This window comes from Roseobacter cerasinus, assembly GCF_009811755.1.
Lineage (GTDB): Bacteria > Pseudomonadota > Alphaproteobacteria > Rhodobacterales > Rhodobacteraceae > Roseobacter > Roseobacter cerasinus.
The window spans coordinates 48,663-68,732 of the sequence record NZ_BLIV01000012.1; the positions used below are offsets into that span (position 1 = coordinate 48,663).

Annotated in this window: 23 protein-coding genes and 2 pseudogenes; 7 read left to right on the forward strand and 18 right to left on the reverse strand. The window is 56.2% G+C overall.

What is annotated here, in order from left to right; genetic code table 11:
- From So717_RS21140 to So717_RS21170, 7 genes are read right to left on the reverse strand one after another with little or no spacing between them, the layout of a single operon-like run.
- Complete coding sequence (locus tag So717_RS21140; protein ID WP_159981069.1) at positions 1-1,026, reverse strand: NAD(P)H-dependent flavin oxidoreductase; 1,026 nt, start codon at positions 1,024-1,026, stop codon at positions 1-3.
- A complete protein-coding gene (locus tag So717_RS21145; protein ID WP_159981072.1) occupies positions 1,026-1,820 on the reverse strand; it encodes an oxepin-CoA hydrolase, alternative type in 795 nt (264 codons plus the stop codon). Before So717_RS21145 ends, So717_RS21140 begins: the two co-directional genes overlap by 1 nt.
- On the reverse strand, positions 1,817-2,248 hold the full coding sequence (locus tag So717_RS21150; RefSeq protein ID WP_159981075.1) for a PaaI family thioesterase: 432 nt from the start codon (positions 2,246-2,248) through the stop codon (positions 1,817-1,819). Before So717_RS21150 ends, So717_RS21145 begins: the two co-directional genes overlap by 4 nt.
- Positions 2,245-3,378, reverse strand: a complete 1,134-nt coding sequence (locus So717_RS21155) for an acyl-CoA dehydrogenase family protein (RefSeq protein ID WP_159981078.1) — start codon at positions 3,376-3,378, stop codon at positions 2,245-2,247. The genes So717_RS21150 and So717_RS21155 overlap by 4 nt, the downstream gene beginning before the upstream one ends.
- Positions 3,379-3,390: 12 nt before the next feature.
- Positions 3,391-4,578: an acyl-CoA dehydrogenase family protein gene (locus So717_RS21160; protein ID WP_159981081.1), complete on the reverse strand. Its 1,188-nt coding sequence runs from the start codon at positions 4,576-4,578 to the stop codon at positions 3,391-3,393.
- An 11-nt stretch (positions 4,579-4,589) separates the two neighbouring features.
- Positions 4,590-5,765, reverse strand: a complete 1,176-nt coding sequence (locus tag So717_RS21165) for an acetyl-CoA C-acyltransferase (RefSeq protein WP_159981084.1) — start codon at positions 5,763-5,765, stop codon at positions 4,590-4,592.
- A complete protein-coding gene (locus tag So717_RS21170; RefSeq protein WP_159981086.1) occupies positions 5,758-7,875 on the reverse strand; it encodes a 3-hydroxyacyl-CoA dehydrogenase NAD-binding domain-containing protein in 2,118 nt (705 codons plus the stop codon). The genes So717_RS21165 and So717_RS21170 overlap by 8 nt, the downstream gene beginning before the upstream one ends.
- A gap of 182 nt (positions 7,876-8,057) precedes the next feature.
- Between So717_RS21170 and So717_RS21175 the strand changes: the two genes are divergently transcribed.
- Positions 8,058-9,503 carry an aldehyde dehydrogenase family protein gene (locus So717_RS21175; protein WP_159981089.1) on the forward strand — a complete coding sequence of 482 codons (1,446 nt, stop codon included), beginning with the start codon at positions 8,058-8,060 and terminating at the stop codon, positions 9,501-9,503.
- A gap of 175 nt (positions 9,504-9,678) precedes the next feature.
- Here So717_RS21175 and So717_RS21180 read toward each other — a convergent pair whose 3' ends face one another.
- The 3 genes from So717_RS21180 to So717_RS21190 are packed head-to-tail and all read right to left on the reverse strand — an operon-like array spanning position 9,679 to position 10,979.
- Positions 9,679-10,188, reverse strand: coding sequence for a DNA methyltransferase (locus So717_RS21180; RefSeq protein WP_159981092.1), 510 nt, complete (start codon positions 10,186-10,188; stop codon positions 9,679-9,681).
- A gap of 37 nt (positions 10,189-10,225) precedes the next feature.
- Positions 10,226-10,525, reverse strand: coding sequence for a hypothetical protein (locus So717_RS21185; protein ID WP_159981094.1), 300 nt, complete (start codon positions 10,523-10,525; stop codon positions 10,226-10,228).
- Positions 10,526-10,529: 4 nt separating this feature from the next.
- Positions 10,530-10,979 carry a helix-turn-helix domain-containing protein gene (locus So717_RS21190; RefSeq protein WP_306439511.1) on the reverse strand — a complete coding sequence of 150 codons (450 nt, stop codon included), beginning with the start codon at positions 10,977-10,979 and terminating at the stop codon, positions 10,530-10,532.
- A gap of 109 nt (positions 10,980-11,088) precedes the next feature.
- Here So717_RS21190 and So717_RS21195 point away from each other — a divergent pair, with 109 nt between their 5' ends.
- Both So717_RS21195 and So717_RS21200 read left to right on the forward strand, forming a co-directional pair.
- Complete coding sequence (locus So717_RS21195; RefSeq protein WP_159981100.1) at positions 11,089-11,313, forward strand: hypothetical protein; 225 nt, start codon at positions 11,089-11,091, stop codon at positions 11,311-11,313.
- A 14-nt stretch (positions 11,314-11,327) separates the two neighbouring features.
- Entirely contained in the window at positions 11,328-11,513 is a 186-nt protein-coding gene (locus So717_RS21200) for a hypothetical protein (protein ID WP_159981102.1), read from the forward strand.
- Between the two features lie 151 nt (positions 11,514-11,664).
- Here the strand turns inward: So717_RS21200 and So717_RS21205 are convergent, their stop codons facing one another.
- Positions 11,665-11,895, reverse strand: coding sequence for a hypothetical protein (locus So717_RS21205; RefSeq protein ID WP_159981105.1), 231 nt, complete (start codon positions 11,893-11,895; stop codon positions 11,665-11,667).
- 206 nt (positions 11,896-12,101) lie between these two features.
- Here So717_RS21205 and So717_RS21210 point away from each other — a divergent pair, with 206 nt between their 5' ends.
- Positions 12,102-12,785 carry a LysE family translocator gene (locus tag So717_RS21210; RefSeq protein WP_159981108.1) on the forward strand — a complete coding sequence of 228 codons (684 nt, stop codon included), beginning with the start codon at positions 12,102-12,104 and terminating at the stop codon, positions 12,783-12,785.
- 82 nt (positions 12,786-12,867) lie between these two features.
- On the opposite strand, the gene So717_RS21215 is transcribed toward So717_RS21210, so the two are convergent.
- Positions 12,868-13,752: a LysR family transcriptional regulator gene (locus tag So717_RS21215; RefSeq protein ID WP_159981111.1), complete on the reverse strand. Its 885-nt coding sequence runs from the start codon at positions 13,750-13,752 to the stop codon at positions 12,868-12,870.
- A gap of 145 nt (positions 13,753-13,897) precedes the next feature.
- On the opposite strand from So717_RS21215, the gene So717_RS21220 reads away from it, so the two are divergent.
- Positions 13,898-14,302 carry a nuclear transport factor 2 family protein gene (locus tag So717_RS21220; protein WP_159981114.1) on the forward strand — a complete coding sequence of 135 codons (405 nt, stop codon included), beginning with the start codon at positions 13,898-13,900 and terminating at the stop codon, positions 14,300-14,302.
- Positions 14,303-14,556: 254 nt separating this feature from the next.
- Here So717_RS21220 and So717_RS21225 read toward each other — a convergent pair whose 3' ends face one another.
- Positions 14,557-15,369, reverse strand: coding sequence for a helix-turn-helix domain-containing protein (locus So717_RS21225; RefSeq protein ID WP_306439512.1), 813 nt, complete (start codon positions 15,367-15,369; stop codon positions 14,557-14,559).
- 47 nt (positions 15,370-15,416) lie between these two features.
- On the opposite strand from So717_RS21225, the gene So717_RS21230 reads away from it, so the two are divergent.
- Positions 15,417-16,262: an SMP-30/gluconolactonase/LRE family protein gene (locus So717_RS21230; RefSeq protein WP_159981119.1), complete on the forward strand. Its 846-nt coding sequence runs from the start codon at positions 15,417-15,419 to the stop codon at positions 16,260-16,262.
- 11 nt (positions 16,263-16,273) lie between these two features.
- Positions 16,274-16,669: a carboxymuconolactone decarboxylase family protein gene (locus So717_RS21235; protein ID WP_238841166.1), complete on the forward strand. Its 396-nt coding sequence runs from the start codon at positions 16,274-16,276 to the stop codon at positions 16,667-16,669.
- Positions 16,670-17,020: 351 nt separating this feature from the next.
- Here the strand turns inward: So717_RS21235 and So717_RS21240 are convergent, their stop codons facing one another.
- The 5 genes and pseudogenes from So717_RS21240 to So717_RS22475 all read right to left on the reverse strand — a co-directional run.
- The gene (locus So717_RS21240) at positions 17,021-17,401 is read right to left on the reverse strand and encodes a VOC family protein (RefSeq protein ID WP_159981122.1); all 381 of its coding nucleotides are present in this window, start codon (positions 17,399-17,401) and stop codon (positions 17,021-17,023) included.
- Positions 17,402-17,911: 510 nt separating this feature from the next.
- Positions 17,912-18,220: pseudogene (locus tag So717_RS22800) on the reverse strand (transposase); the annotation flags it as partial.
- A 24-nt stretch (positions 18,221-18,244) separates the two neighbouring features.
- Positions 18,245-18,796, reverse strand: a pseudogene (locus So717_RS21245) (tyrosine-type recombinase/integrase); the annotation flags it as partial.
- A 477-nt stretch (positions 18,797-19,273) separates the two neighbouring features.
- Positions 19,274-19,708 (reverse strand): hypothetical protein, encoded by a 435-nt coding sequence (locus So717_RS21250; protein ID WP_159981125.1) that lies wholly within the window; start codon positions 19,706-19,708, stop codon positions 19,274-19,276.
- A gap of 153 nt (positions 19,709-19,861) precedes the next feature.
- A partial coding sequence (locus So717_RS22475) for a hypothetical protein (protein WP_238841168.1) occupies positions 19,862-20,070 on the reverse strand: 209 nt, incomplete at its 5' end.

Here is a 20,070-nt window from a genome sequence, read left to right on the forward strand (position 1 = left end):
CTAAGTCTGCGCATGCAATTGCCGTGAGATGTTTGACAAACGGGCCAGCGACTTTTCTGCTTCAGCCTCCAACTGACGCACGATATCCGCAAGGGGCTGAACCCTGTCCACAAATCCCAATGCATGACCGGCAGAGAGGATCCCTTTGGTCACATCACCCGTCTCATAGGCTTTGCGGCCAATCTGGCCAGACACGTAAGGAAGCAGTGCTTCGATGCCGATGTTGGGGTCATTGGCCTCAAGCTCAGCAACGATTTTGGTTGTTTCGTTGGTCAGCGACCGGACGGTGTTGCGGACCGAATGCAGGGTGAGCGACGTGTCATTTTCGGTGGCGTCGATCAGAGCTTGCTTGAAGTTTGGATGCGCCTTGATCTCTTCTGCAACGAGAAACCGGGTGCCAATCACGACGCCCGCCGCACCCATGGCGAGCGCACCGACGATTTGCGACCCGCTCCCGATGCCGCCACCAATCAGGTAAGGAATTGTGAGGCGCCGCTCTGCCAGGGCCGAATTTACCAGACTTCCGATCATATCGAGGCCCGGATGACCACCACATTCCGCACCCACGATAGAAACCATATCGACGCCGACGGATTGTGCCTTTACTGCGAAACGGACGCTGGGCACCTTGTGCAACGTGGTGATCCCAGCATCTTTCAAGATCGGCATAAACGCTTCGGGGTTCCGGCCTGAGGTTTCGACAAACTTGACCCCTTCTTCAGCAATCAGTCGGAAGACGCTTTCGGTTTGTTCGCCGGGCACAAGTTTGGGCAACATGGAGACGTTGACCCCAAAGGGGGCACCGTTGCACAGGTCACGGCATTTTCGAATTTCGGCACGAAGATCGTCCGGATCGGGAAAGGTCGCGGCGGTAATGAACGACACAATGCCTGCCTGGGCAGCGGCAGAAACGTAATGCGCATCGGACAGCCACATCAGACCGCCCGCCACGATAGGTAGCCGCGTACCATAGGTTTCGGTCACCGCGGTATGAAAGAGCGGATCGAGTTTATTCTGTATGTTCATCACTTGATCTCCAACTCTCTGAAATTGGGTCGGCGCTTGCTCAGAAACGCGTTGATCCCTTCCTGACCTTCCGGCGCGACAAGTGCGCGCGCGATTGCATCGCGCTCATGGTCCAGTTGTTGGTCATCGGTTAGTTCAAACGCGTCAGTCAGAAGCGCCTTAATGTCGCCAATTGTCTGGATCGGACCGGCGACAAGACGATCCGCCAGCGCTAGGGCCTCGGTCATGGCCTCACCTTGTTCACAGGCGACGTTAACGGCACCCAAACTGTACAGGCGCTCGGTCGAAATGGGTGTCGCAAGCAAACACATCTCATTCACCAGCGCACGCGGTAATGCTTGCAGCAATGCGCTGGTGACGCCGCCATCCGGGGTAAGGCCCGCTTTCACATAGGCCAGGGTGAACTGGGCCTCTTTTGATGCAACCAGAAAATCACACGCAAGCGCCAGCGAGACCCCAGCACCCGCAGCGCCGCCCTCGACCGCGGCGATCAATGGCTTGCGGCAGCCCCTTATGGCACGGATCAGGTTCTGAAGTTCGTCGATCTTGTTTTGACGACCTTCGAATGACAGCGCGCTGCGTTCTTTCAACATGTTGAGGTTGCCACCCGAACAGAAGAAGTTTCCTTCCCCTGTCAAAACCACCGCCCCGATCCTATGCTCTTTGTTGGCCGCCTCAACGGCTGCCCCCAGCTTCCGATAGAACTCTTCCGACAGGGGGTTCCGCTGTGCCGCGTTACGATTGGTGACAATCAGCCGGTCACCAAGATCTTCTACTGTGACTTCGGCTGTCATTGTGTTGGCCTCTCGTCCGGAGTGGGCCGACTGGCTGGTTTGAAGACACCTTGTGCCGTCGCAAGCACGCGGCCATTTTCATCCGTCAGTTGCATGTCGAGAAAGTGCAGCTTGCGCCCACCGCCTCGCCGCTTTGCGCTTGCCGTCACGCGGCCTGAAATCGCCGGAGCCATGAACTGCACGTTCAATGAGATCGTCAGACAGGGGACAGACCCGTCCCCATCGGTCGCCAAACCGGCGGTGAACCCGCCCGCGCAATCAAGCAATGTGGTGATAATCCCGCCATGCACTACGCCGTTGCGGTTGATGTGATCGTCACGAATGTCCAGGAAACAGCGCGCCGATCCCCCTTTGTCCGAGATGTCCACGACAAAGCCCAAGAGTCGCTGGATCGGGCTTTCACCAACTATGATGTCCGGTCCTGTCATGCAGACTTCCCAAGCGCGATAAAGCGTTCAAGGTGGTGGTCTGCATCGCCTAATACATGGTCGATCAGGATCAGACGGCGCGCGAAATGGGACAGCGCATATTCCTCGGTCATGCCGATGCCGCCGTGCATTTGGACGCATTCTTCCGAGATCCGACGCCCGGTCCGGCCGATCAGGTTCTTTGCGGCACTCACCATCCGTTCGCGCGTCAGGCGGTCGCCTTCGAGATGATCCGCTGCGTTGATGACTGCTGACCGCGCCTGTTCAACGTCAATCAAGATTTCGACCATGCGGTGCTGTAGCGCCTGAAACTTTCCGATAGGACGGCCGAACTGCTGACGGGTCTTTAGATACTCGACAGTGAGGTCTTTGGCTTGCTCCATAGCGCCGAGCGCTTCGGCGCAGATGGCCGTGATTGCAGAGGCCGCGCGGAATTCGATTGCATCGAAGGCGCAACCGAGTGGGCCGAGCAGGGCGGAGGACGGGACTTCGACACCGTCCAACGCGATTTCCGCTGCATTTCCGCCATCCAATTTTGCGTAGGGCTTTCGCGATAAGCCTTTTGCGTTCACCGGGACCACAAACAAGGAGATTCCGTTGGCATCGCGCACCTCTCCTGAGGTGCGAGCGCTGACCACGATGGTGTCTGCCGCAGCACCATTGCCCACGACAGACTTTGCGCCGGTGAGGGTAAATCCAGCGGCGGTTTGTGCGGCGTGAGTTTCCACGTGGGATAAGTCATACCGGCTTCCGGGCTCACCATGCGCAAAGGCGATTTGCTTTTCGCCAGCGATCACGGGCGCAAGCAGCTCTTTTTGCGCCTCATCTCCCAGATCAGCGATCAGGCCGCCAGCGTATAGCGTGTCCAGCAACGGTTCGACGGTGCCGGCTCGGCCGAGCTCTTCGAAGACGGTAGAGATATCGAAACCTGCGCCACCAAATCCGCCAACCTCTTCGCTAAAGAGCGCGCCGATGATACCAAGCTCGGCCAGCCCTGCCCAGATTTCAGCGGAGAACCCGGATTGTGTTTCAGCGAGCTTTGAGCGCATGTCGTTTGCGTAATTTTCGGCCAGGAAACGGCGCAACATATCCGAAAGCATGCGGCGATCTTCGGTATCTCCGAACTGCATCTGACTGCTCCCCTACAGACCGAGAACGGATTTGCTGATGATCGAACGCTGGACCTCAGTGGACCCACCAAAGATCGTCAGTTTCCGGTTGTTGAAATACTTCACACTGGCCGATGCGGCGTAGTCTGGCCCGATCTGTTCGTTGTTATTGCCTTCCGCGAGAGCGTCGAGGCTTTTCGGCACTGCATAGGGCCCAACAGCGCGGCGGGTCAGGTCGTCGATCTCCTGCCGAATTTCGGTACCTTTGATCTTGAGCATCGAGCTCTCGACACCGGGGGCTTGTCCTGACGCGACCTTGGCGATGGTCCGCAAGTTGGTGGTGGCCATTGCCATCAGATCAATCTCGACCTCGGCCATTCGCGCCGCGAACCTTGGGTTGTCAGCAAGTGGCTGGCCGTTCAGTTGTTCCTTTTGCGCAATGGCCTTGAGGGCGATCAGGTTCGCGTTGGAGAACCCTACGCCTGCGATGTTGGTCCGCTCATGGGTGAGCAGGTACTTCGCATAGGTCCAGCCCTCGTTTTCTTCCCCGATCAGATTCTCGACCGGCACGCGGACATTGTCGAACCAGACCTCATTGACCTCGCAATCCCCGTCCAAAAGTTCGATTGGACGCACCTCAACGCCGGGGGTGGTCATGTCGATGAGCAGAAAGGAGATGCCTTCTTGCTTCTTGGCATTCGGGTCGGTGCGCACGAGGCAGAAGATCCAGTTCGCGTGCTGCGCGAGCGTGGTCCATGTTTTCTGGCCGTTTACGACGTAGTGATCGCCATCGCGCACGGCTTTGGTCTTTAACGAGGCAAGGTCAGAGCCCGCACCCGGTTCGGAATAGCCCTGACACCACCAATGCTCGCCATTCAGAATGCGCGGAAGAAAATAGGCTTTCTGCGTGTCATTGCCGAATTTCTGAAGGATAGGCCCCATCATGGCCAGACCAAAGGGCACCACGCGGGGGGCATTGGCCAAACAGGCTTCAATCTCGTAGATTTGGCGCTGCATTCCGTCCCAACCGGTCCCGCCATATTCGACGGGCCAGTTTACAGCCAGCCAGCCCTTGTCGTTCAGAATGGCGTGCCATTCTTCATGGTCGGCCTTGGTCATTGGAAGACCCAAGCGGATCTTTTCTTTCAAGTTTTCTGAGAGGGCATTGGCGAGAAAGGCTTTCACCTCGGTGCGAAATGCATCGTAGTCGACGGAACTCATCAGCTTCTCCCCTAGTAGATCTCAAAAAGGCCGGCGGCGCCCATGCCGCCACCTATGCACATCGTAACAACGCCAAGTTTGGCGCCACGGCGGCGACCTTCCAGCATCAGGTGGCCTGTCATACGTGCGCCTGTCATGCCAAAAGGATGGCCGATCGAGATTGACCCGCCATTTACGTTGCAAATCTCATTATCGATCCCAAGTTGGTCACGACAGTAAAGCGCTTGGCTGGCAAAAGCCTCGTTTAGTTCCCAGAGATCGATATCGTCGATTGTCTTCCCTTGACGCTCAAGCAAGCGGGGAACAGCGAAAACGGGACCAATCCCCATCTCATCCGGCGCACATCCAGCAACGGCAAAACCGCGGAATGCTCCTAAGGGCTCCAAACCCTCGCGTTCGGCGACTTTAGCGTCCATCAATATAAGCGCTGCGGACCCATCCGAGAGCTGAGACGCATTGCCCGCAGTGACGAACTGATCTTCGCCACGTACAGGGGTGAGGCTCTGCAGCCCATCCAGTGTCGTACCCGGACGATTGCACTCATCCGCACTGATGGTGACGTCCTGCAAGGTGACCTCTCCGGTCTGTTTGTCTTTGACCGGCTTGCAGCCGTCCATCGTCAGTATTTCATCCTTGAAACGACCTGCCTCCTGTGCAGCGGCAGTGCGGTGCTGACTTTGTAGGGCGTATGCATCCTGTGCCGTGCGGCTGACGCCATAGCGCTTTGCAACAATATCCGCCGTCTCGATCATTGGCAGGTAAAGATCGGGGCGGTGTTCGGTCATCCATTCATCGGGGCACTCAGTGGGCGAGGGAACGCAGCGTGAGATAGATTCAACGCCACCCGCAATCACCGCCGGAGCGCCGCTCATAGCGATGTATTGCGCACCCATGGCGATGGCTTGCAGACCAGAGGCACAGAAGCGGTTTACCGTCGTTCCTGCGACGGTGTCTGGCAGTCCGGCCCGGATCGCTGCCTGGCGTGCAATATTGCGTCCAGTTGCGTTTTCCGGATAGCCGCAGCCAAAGAAGCAATCCTCAATCAGTTCAGGATCAATACCCGACCTATCAACCGCGGCTTCGACGGCTGCACCAGCCAAGGTTACACCATGCATGTTGTGAAACGACCCGCGATGAGATTTGGCGAGCGGCGTGCGCGCCGTAGATACGATGACAACTTCAGGCATGACTTGTGCCCTTTTCTAATGTGTTGAGATCAGCAAATTTACCGCCTTCGTCTGCGAGCTCTTGCAGCAACGGCGCCGGGGTCCAGAAATAGGCATCCTCCGTGGCGTAGGACTCGACGCGTTCGAGCATCACCTTCACGCCGATCTGGTCTGCATAGTGCAACGGGCCTCCCAAATGTCGCGGAAAACCGTAGCCATTCAGCAGGACAACATCGACGTCCAATGGGCGCAAGGCGATACCTTCGCCAACGACCTTCGCCGCTTCGTTCACCATAGCAGCCATATACCGATTGACGATCTCTTCGTCGGCAAAGGCGCGAGGCGTTATGCCTCGTTCGGCCCGGTCCGCGTCGATCAACGGCAACACTTCGGGGTTTGGTGTCCCGCGCGGCGTGTCTGTCCCGTGCAGATAAAACCCTCGTCCAGTCTTTGCCCCAAACCAGCCCTGCTCGCACATGGCATCAGCAAACTTGGCAATCCGTTCACGGGGATCGCGGGTTGGGGCAAGGCGCTGGCGTGTCGCCCAACCGATATCCAAACCTGCCAGGTCACTGACGGCGAATGGTCCCATCGCGAAGCCGGCGGCGACAAGCGCACGGTCAATCTGATAGGGATCAGCCCCATCCAGCACCATATGATCGGCATGGGTGCGATAGGTGTTGAGGATGCGGTTGCCAATAAAACCGTCGCAGACGCCCGCACGCACCGGGATTTTCCTTAGTGTCTTGGCCAGTGCAAAGCCCGTTGCAACAACATCGGGTGCGGTTTTGTCGGCAACAACGACTTCAAGCAGCTTCATTATATGCGCTGGTGAGAAGAAATGCAGGCCCAGCACATCACCGGGTCGGGATGTGAATTGCGCAATCTCGTTCACATCCAAATAGGAGGTATTGGACGCAAGAATTGCACCGGGTCGGCAGTGTTGGTCCAACTGTTCAAAGACTTCTTTCTTGACCTCCATACTTTCGAACACGGCCTCAACAACCAGATCAGCTTGGCCCAGGGCGCTGTAATCGGTCGAATATGCAAATTGCTTTTCAAGCATGGCATCTCTTTTGTCGGCCGTGAGCTTACCGCGTGTGACGCTGCCACCAAGGATACGTTCGAGGCCGATGCGGGCGCGTGACACCCCATCTTCGTCGCGCTCGATAAGCGTGACATGTAATCCGTTCAGCAAAGCGCTAACAGCGATGCCACACCCCATGGTGCCGCCACCAACAACACCGATCTTCGCAATTTTCCTGGGGGTGATCCCCTCAATCTCAGGTAGTTTTGCGACCTGGCGCTCGCTCAGGAAAGCGTGGATCAGCCCCTCCCTTTGCGGTGAGTTCATCAATTCGATAAAAATGTCGCGCTCTTGTTTCAGGCCGTCTTCGATTGGCAATGTTGCGCTCGCGAGCACAGCGTCGAGGCAGCGTAACGGGGCAATCTGACCACGCGCGGACTTGCTCAGCTTGTGGCGGAAGCGCTCGGCAACGGCACTGTCAAGTTTCGGCGCAGGCAGCCCGCCCGTTGGCCTGATAGAACCGCCTGTGGCGGCCAACTCTTTTGCGAATTTTAGTCCAGCCGCCTTAGGATCGCCCTCGTCGCTGATGGTATCCACAATGCCTAATGCCAACGCCTTTCCCGAACCGATCGGTGCCCCGGAAGTCGCAATGTCCAGAGCGGCCTCTATGCCCGCCAAACGCGGCAATCGCTGCGTGCCGCCAGCGCCGGGAATGATGCCTAGCTTGACCTCGGGCAAGCCAATCTGCGCGTTTGGCAAGGCGATGCGATAGTGCGCGCCAAGGGCCAACTCGAGGCCACCCCCGAAGGCGGTTCCATGGATTACAGCAACAACGGGCTTTGCGCAGTTTTCAATGCGCGACACCACATCAGGAAGAATTGGGGCTTCGGGCGGCTTGCCAAATTCGCGGATGTCAGCGCCCGCAACGAAGGTTCGACCCGCACCGATAAGGACAGCCACTTTGGCTAAGGTGTCGGCCTCAAACGCTTCAATCTGCTCGACCAAGCCCTTGCGCACCGCAAAGGATGCCGCATTCACGGGCGGGTTATCAATGCAGATAACGGCAATCCCGTCTCTTGTTTCACTGCTGACCACCTGCGTCACAGCGCTCTCCCCCGGACCTGAACCGCATTCCTGACTGCATAAAGAGACAAAAGAAAAATTTCAATATGCAAAATGTAATTCTACATATCAGAATTTTATTGAAGGATCAGTGGTCTTTTGCTACTTCACCGCAAAGCGAAAGGTCGGCCCGCAAGGGTTCGGCAGGGAGGGGGCGTCACTTTATGATTGATGCGCGGAAGTTTTTCATCGGTGGCAAATGGGTTGACCCGATCAACGGGACTGATCGGCATGTTATCGACTCAGCGACTGAAGATCCAATTGCGACCATTTCTTTGGGCGGATCAGCTGATGCCGATGCCGCCGTTGCGGCAGCGAAGTCCGCTTTCCCAAGCTGGAGCGTGTCAACACGCGAAGAACGCTTGGGTCTTCTCGAAGAGATCCTGGCAATCTACCGGCGGCGTCGGTCAGAGCTTGCGGATGCAGTGACCAACGAAATGGGCGCTCCAACTGATCTGAGCAATGGCCTGCATACCGCACTGGGTGAAATCCATATTGAAGCGTTCATCGAGGTGCTGAAGAATTTCGACTTTGGTCACGCGCTTCGCCCCGACCGGCGTCGCGATCACATTCTATACGAACCGATCGGTGTTTGCGCGCTGATTACCCCGTGGAACTGGCCGTTGAACCAGATGCTGTTGAAGGTGCTTCCGGCGATGGCAACCGGATGTACCTCAGTCCTGAAGCCGTCTGAAGAAGCCCCACTCTCGGCACTGATCATCGCCGAAATTTTCGACGAAGCGGGTGTTCCGGCTGGGGTCTTCAATCTCGTAAACGGAGACGGCGCAGGTGTCGGCAATTGCTTGACCGCGCATCCAGATGTTGACCTTGTGTCTTTCACCGGTTCGACACGTGCGGGTGTCGCGATCACCAAAAATGCTGCCGATACAGTGAAACGTGTTTCGCTTGAGCTTGGTGGTAAAGGTGCCAACATTATCTTCGCAGATGCCGTTGAGAACGCCGTGAAAGCAGGCGCACGCCGCTGCTTCAACAACTCCGGCCAGACCTGCATCGCCCCGACCCGCATGTTGGTAGAGCGATCCCGATACGACCAAGCGGTTAAGGAAGCCACCGAAGTCGCCGAAAGCCTGTCCGTGGATCTACCACAAAAATCGGGCGCCCATATTGGTCCGGTCGTGAATGCCTCACAGTTTGATCGCATCCAAAACTACATTGACATTGGCATCCAAGAGGGTGCGAACCTCACAGCCGGTGGTCCTGGCCGCCCGGACGGTCACAATCGTGGCTACTTTGTCAAACCAACGGTCTTCGCAGACTGCACGACCGACATGACCATCGTTAAGGAAGAAATCTTTGGTCCTGTACTGACGATGATGCCGTTTGATACCGAAGAAGACGCCATCGCCTTCGCAAATGACACGCCATTTGGCTTGGCCAACTACATCCAGACCAGCGATGGAGTCCGCGCCAATCGTGTCGCGAGAGCGCTGCGCTCGGGCATGGTTGAAATCAACAATGAAGTCCGCGCGCCGGGGTCTCCTTTCGGAGGATACAAGCAGTCCGGCAACGGGCGCGAGGGTGGCACATGGGGGTTCGAAGAATTCCTGGAAGTAAAATCTGTCACAGGCTGGTTTTCAGACGAAGTCTAATCAGCTGCTCTTTCTTTGAGACTCGGCACTTGAGCGAGCTAAGGGGGAATTACAATGGCATCGACATCCAAAGGGCAGAGCTTCAACTGGTCGGATCCGCTCCTGTTGGACATGCGAGAGCGAAGTAATGATCCTTGCTGAAATTGCCACTATCGTAGCCACCTTTCCTTGTCCGTCAGACGAAACAACCCAGTTTCATGCCCGGCATTGCTTCATCCAACATGAGTTCCAAGAGCGCCCTTTGCTCGTCGTTTATCGAAACTAGCATCACGCCGTTTTCGTCCCGCAGGTCGCGCGCAAGGGTGAAGCGTTGGTACAAGAATTCTAGCCACGTGGATTGGCGAAACCGGTCTTCTTTATCCATGTAGCGGTCGTTGTAGACCCAATCTTTGTTGCCTGTGTTGTATGTTGGGTCGACATAGATGCACTTTACCCGCCCGGATAATGTCATCCGAAGCCAACGTAGCGCATCGAAGTTGTCTCCCTCGATGACCATGTTCGCCCAAGGCGCAGGTTTGTCCGACAACTCAGGCACGATCTCGCAGGCGATGAAGTTCTCATGGATGGCCTGATCCGCAGCGATCTCGTCGTGCTCCCAGACCAACCCAAGTTTCTTGGTCTGGTCACGCTTTTCCAGAAGCTCGATCAGTTGTGCCTTGCTCAAATCGTCATATTTGCCCGACATTTCCGTGCCTTCTTTCTTTTGTGGCGTTGCTCGCCAGTTAGTTCTCGATCGTGAGCGCGTCCAAGCGGCGGCTCGTGAAATGCAGGGTTAGAACTGATCCGGTCAGGAGTGGGATCAGCAGGCCGGCAATAGCTACCGGAACAAGCATCACTGCCAGCAGTACGGAAAGGTCCGCGCCGCCGGGGTGGAACTGAAGAGCCACGAAACCGGCAAGGTAAACGATACACGCCAAGGCATAGAGCCAGTGCAGCGGTGCCAGAGGGTCAATTGCATTACGACGTGCCCGGTCCAAAGTGGCCCGGCGAAGTTTCTTCCAATGGTCGCTTGGTTTTTGCATTTGCTTACTCCCTTACGAGTTCGATCCAAGTGTGAACGTCATCATCCGTTACTTCCCGCCCCTCGACATGCGACTGGTACCAACGCGCGACGATGGCACCGCGCTTTTCACTTTTGATTTTGATTTCTTCTGCATTCAGGCGCTGATCGAGCGAGGTCTCGATCCGCTTCAGCGCCTCGAAGTCATGCGCCGCGCGGACAGCCTTGGTTCCGAGCAATATCCACGCCGCATCAACCTCAAACCGGTCGGCCATCGCCACGAGGGCTTCGACCGGTAAACCGCGCTGGCCCTTTTCGTAGCTGTGATAGGCACGATGGGAGACGCCAATCGCCTCTGCCATAGCCGTTTGTGTGAGGCCGACTTCATTGCGCGCAATTGCGAGCCGCGCGCCCATAGAAGCGAAAACTGACCTATTGTCTTGCGGCATGCGAGGTTCCATTGACACAGCCGTCATAACGAGCGAAACTGCACAAAATGACGTTATTCTTATCCTAATTCTATCTGATCATGTCAAAAGGTGCGGAACAAGAGATTCCATTCATATCCAGCGATGGAGGCTGAAATTGACCCAGGAACGTCTTCTTTCTCTCAAGCAACTCAGCGAAATTGTCGGGCTAAGCCCTGCTCAAATACGCGGTCTCATGAACACAGGGAAACTGGAGTTCGTGGAGATATCGTCGAAGACTAAGATGCTGACGATGAGCGGTTGGGAGCGTTTTCAGAAGAACGCGACCAAGGTCAAAGGGACCGAGAGTTCGGCGGCGAATTTCCCAAGGCATTTGCCATGAAGAGCGTCGGTATCATGACCTCCCTGATCTACCACGTGCGCAAGGATCGCCCAGATCTGGCTGATGATTTCCTCGAAGGCCTGAAGAAGAGCAAGAACCTGCAGGCCCGGGATCCGATCCTGACCGCCCGCACGAAGATCGTCGGGCAGCGCACCGCCAACACGGGACAACGCCCTGTATTCCCCGCAAGGACGTCCTGAAGATGCTGATCACCAGCTGGAGGGACTACAAGGATTACCGGGATGCGATGAAGGAAGACGAAAAGCAGGAAGAGCTCATCTGATCTTCATCTCGACAGAACAACACAGGAAGGGCCCCGCGGGGCCCTTTCATAATCCTGGAAGAGTCGTGTCAGGCCTCTCCGCCGTCATGCGTCTCAAGCAGATGCTCGATCAACCCGACCGTCCACTGAGTAAGGTTGGCGGAATCCGACTGGGGGACCGGGACGTCATAGACCCGCGGGGTCGTGTCGGTCGCCAGGATCATCCAGCTGCTGGTGTCAAAAACGACGATCCAATTGCCTTTCCGGAGCGTTTGCGCCCTATCCTCAGTCCAGCCGGCCGCGATCAGGGACTTGGTCATATGCTCCTGGTTCGAGGTCATGCGAAACCCATCCCGGGCTGTTCGGCATTCAAGATACGCAGAGGTCTCACGGTATTCTCCGATTTGAGAAAGATCGGGTCTGATTTTTTCACCTTATCGCCCATGGTAAGATTTCCTTTTTACACCATCCCCCTGACAGCCTACCGTGGCCTTAGATTCAAGCGGTATTTGATGGGAGTGTTGTGATGGATTGGAACCTGGTTGCAGTGATGGTCGGGATACATGCACTCATGTTCTTGACCCCCGGACCTGACAGTATTGTCGTTGTTTCCCGCGCGACTTCTCAAGGAATGAAGCACGCGTTTACGGCTATTCTCGGGGTCATTTCTGCCGGTCTTTTCTTCGTGCCTTCGATTGCTTTCGGGATGGAATTCGTGAACTCCCTCTCGCCTGTGATTTGGATGGCGGTTCGCGCAGCAGGCGCCCTCTATCTGATCTACATCGGGTACAAGATGCTGCGTGCTTCGCTCGCGTCTCGTGCCGATGAAAACCCGGTCAGCGATATCTCGGACCTGCGGTCGGAGGAGCCGCTCTATGCGGCGTATATCCAGGGGCTTCTTACCAATCTCGGAAATCCGAAAATGGTCGTCCTGCTGACGTCATTCCTGCCCCAGTTCGTCGCCGTCGAGCTGGGAAACGTGAGTGGTCAAATTCTGGTTCTCGGCCTTTTCATGTACCTGAACGGATTTGTTTGCTTCAGTCTGATCGCCCTCGTTGCCGTAACGATCAAGAAGCAGATCGTGAACCGCTTTGGATCAAGAAGCCTGTCGTTCTGGGGTGGCAATCTGGCAGGCGGGACCATGCTTGGAGTCGGGCTCTGGATGCTGGGCGCGCCCGTGAGGTTCGTGATTTCGCCGCGCGCATCATGAACATCCACTGTTGTCGGACGACCTAAGGGGGCGCAGTCACGCGCGAAAACTGATGTTCCGGAAAACGGATATTAGAGGGCGCCTATGTGATACACGTTAGAGACCTTCGCACTTCATCATAGAGGTGATCGGCGACGAGGCGGACTCGTGGTGCCAGGCGAATGTCAGCATGCATGACGAGATGCAAAGGTTGGGCTGGGAACGAAGCTGCGTCGGGCACCTCGAGCAATTCGGGAAACTTCGCGGCGAAGAACCGCGGCAGCATAGCAATCCCGAGGCCAGCGCGAGACGCGTTGATGAGAGTGGTCATATCATTGCTTCTCAACCCGATGCGAGCGCCTTCCAAGCTCACCTTTTCCCTAAGCCACTGACTCTGGGGCCGTTTGATGCCAGGTTCCTCGAAAGACAAGTACACCCGTTCACGAGGCGGACGGTTTGCTTGGTCTGCCCGGGCATACAGCCCGTAACCGACTGACCCGACGCTGCGGATCACGAGATCGGGATCCGCAATCGCCCCGAGGCGCAGCGCGATGTCTGCCTCAGCCTTGTTCAGATCGCTCCTCTCGGTTGTTCCGACAAGCAAGGGCGTGATGCCGGGGTGGCTTGTCATGAGGGGTACGACCGCCGACGCGATGAGATGCGCCAACAGCAAAGGTGGCGCAGAAACCCGCACTTCTCCACTGAGGCTGTCGATACCTGACGCAGCGCGCGTCAACGCGACAACTTCGTTTTCCACGGCTTCAGCCCGGGCGATCAGGTGCTGACCTTCGGTGGTCGGCCGCCACCCTCGGGGCAGCCGGTCGAACAGGCGAAGCCCCAAGGCCTCCTCCAGGCCGGTGATGCGGCGCGCGACGGTCGAGTGCTCCACACCCAGCATGCGGGCGGCTCCCATAAGGCTGCCAGCACGCGAAAGGGCCAGGAAAAACCGGAGGTCATCCCACTCGAGTCCATTCTTTCGGTTATTCATGCACAAATCCCGGCGAAAAATACCTAGTTCCGTGCGCGATTTATCGGTCTGATAAGCTCTTGGCACAATTCGAAAAAGGCATGTGCTGCCTATTACTTTGAAAACCTCGGAAAATCTAAGACGAGCGACACAGGAGAAGAGACCAATGACACAGACCGCCGTAGAACTGACCCAATCATTCCTGGGAGCGATTTTCTCGGGCGCGATGGAGGCAGCCATGGCGCTGACGGCGCCCGAGGCCGTATTCATCTCGACCAACCCAAGCAGCAATTCGGGCAACCCAATGCATGGGACGTTCATCGGCCATGAGGGCGCACAGGCCTTCTTTGGAGGCTTCGCCGAAGTCCTCGAACCTGGGGATTTCGAGATCACAGCCGCATTCGGTGACGAAACGCACGCCGCACTCTACGGGACACTCCAGCACACAGTGCGGGCGACCGGCAAACCCTTCATCAGCGATTGGGCTTTGATCACCCAATTCGAAGATGGAAAACTCGTCCTCTATCACTTTTATGAAGACACCGAGGCACTTGCCGAAGCCATGCGGTGAACGTCGTATCTCTGCCTGTGACGATGGGGGTAGATCGCAGTTCGGAGCTATCAGAAACGCATCTTTGGAAGTTGCTAAAACAGACATTGATGTCCAGTGCAGCATTCTGAACTAAGGGCTCTCCCTGGAACCTAGCTGCAAGGGTCATAGATGACGCCAAGGCGGGAAAATGGCTTTTGCGCCAATGACCACTCCGAGTGAGCTCTCCAACTGCGGTCCTTTCCGCGGGCGACCAAAACCTTCGAGGTTGGGTGTTACGAGCTTGCTTCGGTCAAGGAGAGGAGTTCGGAAAACACGATTGGAGAGAGTGCGATGCCAATCTTGAAGCTCTGAAGAGCATTGTCGGGTTGTGTCAGCTGGTCTCTGCGGGCGAGGTTCGACAATTCGACCTGAACATCACGAAGACGCGCCAGAATGTGCTGAGCAGTCCTATGCGTCATGCGACGTGTTTGAGTTAGATAGGCCGAGTGCTCTGTATCCTGCGCGAGGTAGGTGTTGCGAACAAACGCCATATTCAGCTTCACAAGGGCCTGGTGCAATGGGCCGTCGCGACGAAATTCAACCGGGCTTTGAGCGGTCAGGCGAACGTGATTGCCCGACATGACCTCCGCAAGTCCCATTTTTTCGAGTTTCAGGCCAAGTTCGAAGATTCTCTGCTCCTCCAACTGATAGTGTTCCTTGATCGCTTGAATCGTCATGCCATCCAGAAGCAAAAGAAACAGGTTGAAGGCTGGGCGGTCCTCGGCGAGCCGCGCCTCCTGACGGTCAGTAAGTCGGGTCGGCTGCACATCAATGCGGTTTGCCTCTGCCACTAGATCATCAAGGGTGAGGCCGAGCGCGGCGCAAATTTCGTTCATACGGCTGAGCTTGCAATCTCTCTCCGCAAAGATGCGTTTGATGGTTGGCTCTGACAGTTCCAACAGCCCAGCCAAGTCTGCATAAGTCATTCGACGCGCTTTCAGAACAGTCTTGAGAAGCTCGAAGAGTTCCGCTTGCATAGTTACCTCGCGATGCTGAGAGGAGAAAAAAGTATCATATATAGATACCATACAGAGTAAAATAGCCATACTGGTATCTTAAATATAGAGGTTGCTACACAGCAACGGAGTAATCCATGAACCATACCATCACATCCATCGCGACTGTTCTGATCGCTCTGACCTCCCCCTTGCATGCCAATCCGACAAGTTGGGCCGCTGGTCCGTTCGATATGCCCGAAAGTGCGATTTTTGACGCAGCCCATGACCGTGTCATCGTCAGTGTCATCCAAGGGCACCCTGGAGAAGCAGACGGAAACGGGCACCTGGCCCTGCTGTCTCTTGATGGCGACATTTCGGAACCGAGCTGGGTCACGGGACTGGACGCACCCAAGGGCATGGCAATTGTAGGGGAGACGCTGCTTGTCGCAGATCTCACGCGTCTGCACGAAATTGACCTGCAGACAGGACGCGTTCTGCGAAGCCTGGAGGTCGATGGCGCGGTGTTTCTCAATGACATTACGTCCGACGGCAAACAGGCCTATATCAGCGATTTCATTGGAAATCGCATCTGGCACTATCGGGCAGGCGATATGACCGTCTGGCTTGAAGACGAGGCGCTGGCGTATCCGAATGGCCTTTACCTGGACGACGAACGGATTGTTGTCGGGTCTTGGGGGCAAGGGATGCGCGACGACTTTTCTACAGAAGTACCGGGTGCGTTGCTCGCGGTCGATCTTGAGACTCAAGCGATCAACACCATCGTTCCGAGCCTTGGAAATCTCGACGGCGTGGCGCGGATCGGCGACACGCTTTTGGTCAGCGACTGGATCACGGGACAGCTCTTTTCGGTCGGCGCGGATGGCACGCACACGGTCGTGGCTGAGTTCCCGGCCGGGCTTGCGGATATCGCGACATACGAAAACACGCTCATCCTTCCGTCCATGTTGGAAGGCACCGTGTCGGCGCGAACCTACCCCTGAGGCTTGAGAGAATGAGTGAAATGGAAAACCCGTATGAGCGTGGCAAGGAACTGGCCGATGCGCACAACCCCGGTTTGGAAGAGGCCCTGGAGGCGCGCTACGGCACGCTTTTGCCGGGAATGCCTCAGGACCTGATCAGCTTTGTTTACGGGCAGCACTACGATCGACCTGGATTGTCGCTTCGTGATCGCAGTCTTGCAACGATTGCAGCTCTGACTGCTTTGGGCGGACAGACAGCCCCTCAACTTCGCATTCATATTGAGGGCGGCCTGAATGCCGGGCTCTCCAGAACAGAAATCGCAGAAGCAATCTGGCAAATGTCCTTGTACGGAGGCTTTCCCGCCGCCATCAATGCACTCAACGTAGCTCTGGATGTACTTAAGGAGCGCAGCGAGACTGGATTATGACCCCCTGCCAATATCTCTGCGGCAAAAAAGAAAGGGCCGTTTTTGTCATCGTGAGTGATAATGCTGTTAACTTTGAAAATCCTATGACGCAAATCCTTGGCAAAAACCTTACTTGATTTTCGCATGTTCCTGCCCTCCAAATCTGAACCGGACCTTCCTCATTTTTCAACAACGCGGTAGATATGGGCTTGAAGCGGCTTTGCGTCAGCGCAGTAGGTCAGAGCTCTATCCCGATGACAGCTCTGCGGGACAAAGCGCCATTTCGCTGCGGCTGCGCCAATCTCTGCTTGACGAAATTTCGGTAAGCGATCTTTGCGCTTTCCAAATCTTCTTCGAACGTTCTGCGGGCTTCTATTCGAGGTCCTCCCGAATAAGATCAAAACCGTTTCCAAACGGATCTGCACAGTTTGCAAGATCTGCAATCTCTGAGAATGTTTTCTTTTCGACCGTGCCGCCACGATTTTCTATCTTGGCGCAAATCGGTTCGATATCATCAACTATGAAGTCAAGATGAACAGGGGTCCAATGACGGCTATAGTCACGTTTGTGGTCGGCGGCACCAATGGTCCCTGATGCTTTTTGTTGTATGTGAAGATCGAGAGTTCCTACGGAAACCACTTGCCAGTCATCTGAGTACTTTTTCTTGAACTTGCATCCCAAGGCTTCGACATAGAACGTCAAGGCCTTGGTCATGTCAGACACATCAATACTTACAGTTGCTTTCTGAAGCATAGCGTTTCCAAAACCCTGTGTTCTTTATTTGTTCTCACGTGGATGCCATCCGCGATCTCATAAGTCAATGAGTCTACTCTCGGTTGTGGACATTCGCGTCATTGTGGAAACGGGGTGGGTTTGGTCTCTCTACCGACGTCAGCCGCGCGGTGCCCCCAGGTCAGCGCGCAGCCCGAAGGAGACCTTTGATTTCGACGCCCTATGACGGATTTGTCCAAGGTTTGTTGCTGCTGTCAGCGCGAGCTGCAGCAGCGATAAATCTGACAAGGAGGAAAGCGCGGGCGGATTTCGGTGCTATGGGGATTGTGCGTTACGGCTGCAGAGGTGGATGAGCATAGTGAGCGGCTGTGTGATGACAGGCTGTGCGATCCAATTGATGTTCCCGACACGATTTGGCCAATTTGGCTCCCATTTTACCGCCACAGGCCTGATGCAGCCCAGGATTTTGTGAGATGGCCGCACTGATTGGTCCGGGGTCTGCGCAAGAAGGGCCCGGGTTTTCGTGTTGTATCATGCGGCATCCTCCCAAGGTGGTGCGCGGGATTTGGGTGTTTGTCCGCGCAGGAAGGTCTCAATGATGACCATCGCGCCTCCGCATTTGGGGCAAGACTGTTTCGCGTGCTGCTCGTCGTTGCCGTCACTTGTCCATTCGTCTGATGTCTGCGCCGGTTCTGGCGCTGCATCCAACAAGCGCCTGATCTTCTCGATCCTATCTCACCGGATGGCATTGGCGAGGAAGCCTGCATGGCGGATGCGATGGAAGCCGGGCGGCAGGACATGTATCAGGAACCGCCGGATGAACTCGTCGGTGGGCAACCAGCCAGCGGGACGCGCCTCCCGGTAATAGTAGCGCAGCAGTTCAAGTAGGCTCGGCGACAGCATCACATGGCGGTCCTTGCGACCCTTCCCTTGCTCGATCCGGATCAGCATCCGGTCACTGTCAATGTTACCGACCTTCAAATTCGTGACCTCGCTGGCGCGCAATCCGCCGCCATAGGCCACGCTGAAGGCAGCGCGGTATCTGAGCCCAGGCCCCGGGGCCGCCTCCAAAATCCCCGCAACCTCTTCAGCGCTGAGCACCACCGGTATCTTCTTGGCGGCGCGCTGATAACGCATATGCCGCTTCATCTCCGGGCGCGGGCACGTCGTCGCAAAAAAGAAGCTCAGCACCGTTAGGCGATTGTTGAAGGTCGGCGCGCCGACGCCGCGCTCCTTCATATCCAGTTGAAACGCTCGCAGCTCCTCCGGTGTCGCGCTATCAGGTGAATGGCCCAGATACCGCGTGAACTCCCGCATCGCTCGCAGATACATCGTCTGCGTCTTCGGCTGCAGCCCCTTGATCCGCATGTCTTCGAGAAAGCGCTGGCGCAGCGCAGGCACATACTGGTCCGTCATCGGAACCTCCTGTCATCAGATTGAGAAGGCCCCAATCGTCAGGCAGGTGCGCCCATCCACCAAATCCACTGCTGAATTAATGCACTGTCATTGCCCCAAGCGCCAATACCGCGAGAGCGGTTTCGTCCAAGTGGGAAAAACGGACTTGTGCACATGCGGCTATTGCTAACGCAGCATTCATTTGCTCTTGCAGCACGACCTGTGCCGCGGTGCAGCCAATGTCACGAAAGCAGTCTTTGAAGCTTTGTGGAACGGCTTGTTCAAACAGTTTCGCCGCGGTGTTAAGCAGCCTGCGATAGCCCGGCAGTTCGAGCCACGCACACGCACACCAAAGAACGATCCGACGCAATCGAAGCCCTTGTCGAAAGCTATGCGATGGATGTTGCAGCAAAGGGCACCTCAAAGTCACGCCTCGCCTTTGCCCACAAGCGCAAAGATGTGCATGCGCTCAATCAGGCCATTCGGGATGCGCTTCGATCAGGTGATGATGCGCCACCTGAAACCCTGTTCACCACAGACACCGGCAAACGCGCTTTCGCCACTGACGACCGCATCGTCTTTACGCGCAATGACAAAGACATCGGTGTGAAAAACGGGATGTTGGGAACGGTCGTGAAAGCCGAGAGCGGCGAAATTGCCGTAAAGCTCGACGGAGACACCAACCGCCTTGTCCATTTTGATCCACGCAGCTTCCGCACCTTTGATCATGGCTACGCTGTCACCATCCACAAATCCTAGGGCGCAACCGTTGATCAATCCTACGTCCTTGCCTCCCGCACTATGGATCGGCACCTCGCCTACGTTGCTATGACACGTCACCGCGACGACATGCGCCTGTTCGTCAACAATCGTGACCGACCGATATGGATCGCAGATCATAAACGTCGGGAAAATCAGCAACGGCAAGCCCATTCACGAGATGGACCATCTATCGGGTAGCTGTCTGGCGACCAGCAAACCGAACATTCGTCCAAGGCGTGGAGAACGCAGAGACTTGAGCACAACGCTGAGAATTCGTTCTTTCGCGCCGCATCCGCGCGCAACACGGAAACTTCCTGCAGCCGCTCAAATACGAGCACGGCCTCGCGGCGGGAACATCAGACGCTTACTCAGCCGATTGAAAGTCCAATTCTGCAAACTCTCAGTCTGACCTGCTCCCCTGAAATGTCCTCGAATTTTGGTTAGCCTGTTCTCCAACTGAGGAGACAGACGATGAAGAGAAGCCGTTTCAGCGAAGAACAGATCATTGGCATTCTGAAAGAGCACCAGGCTGG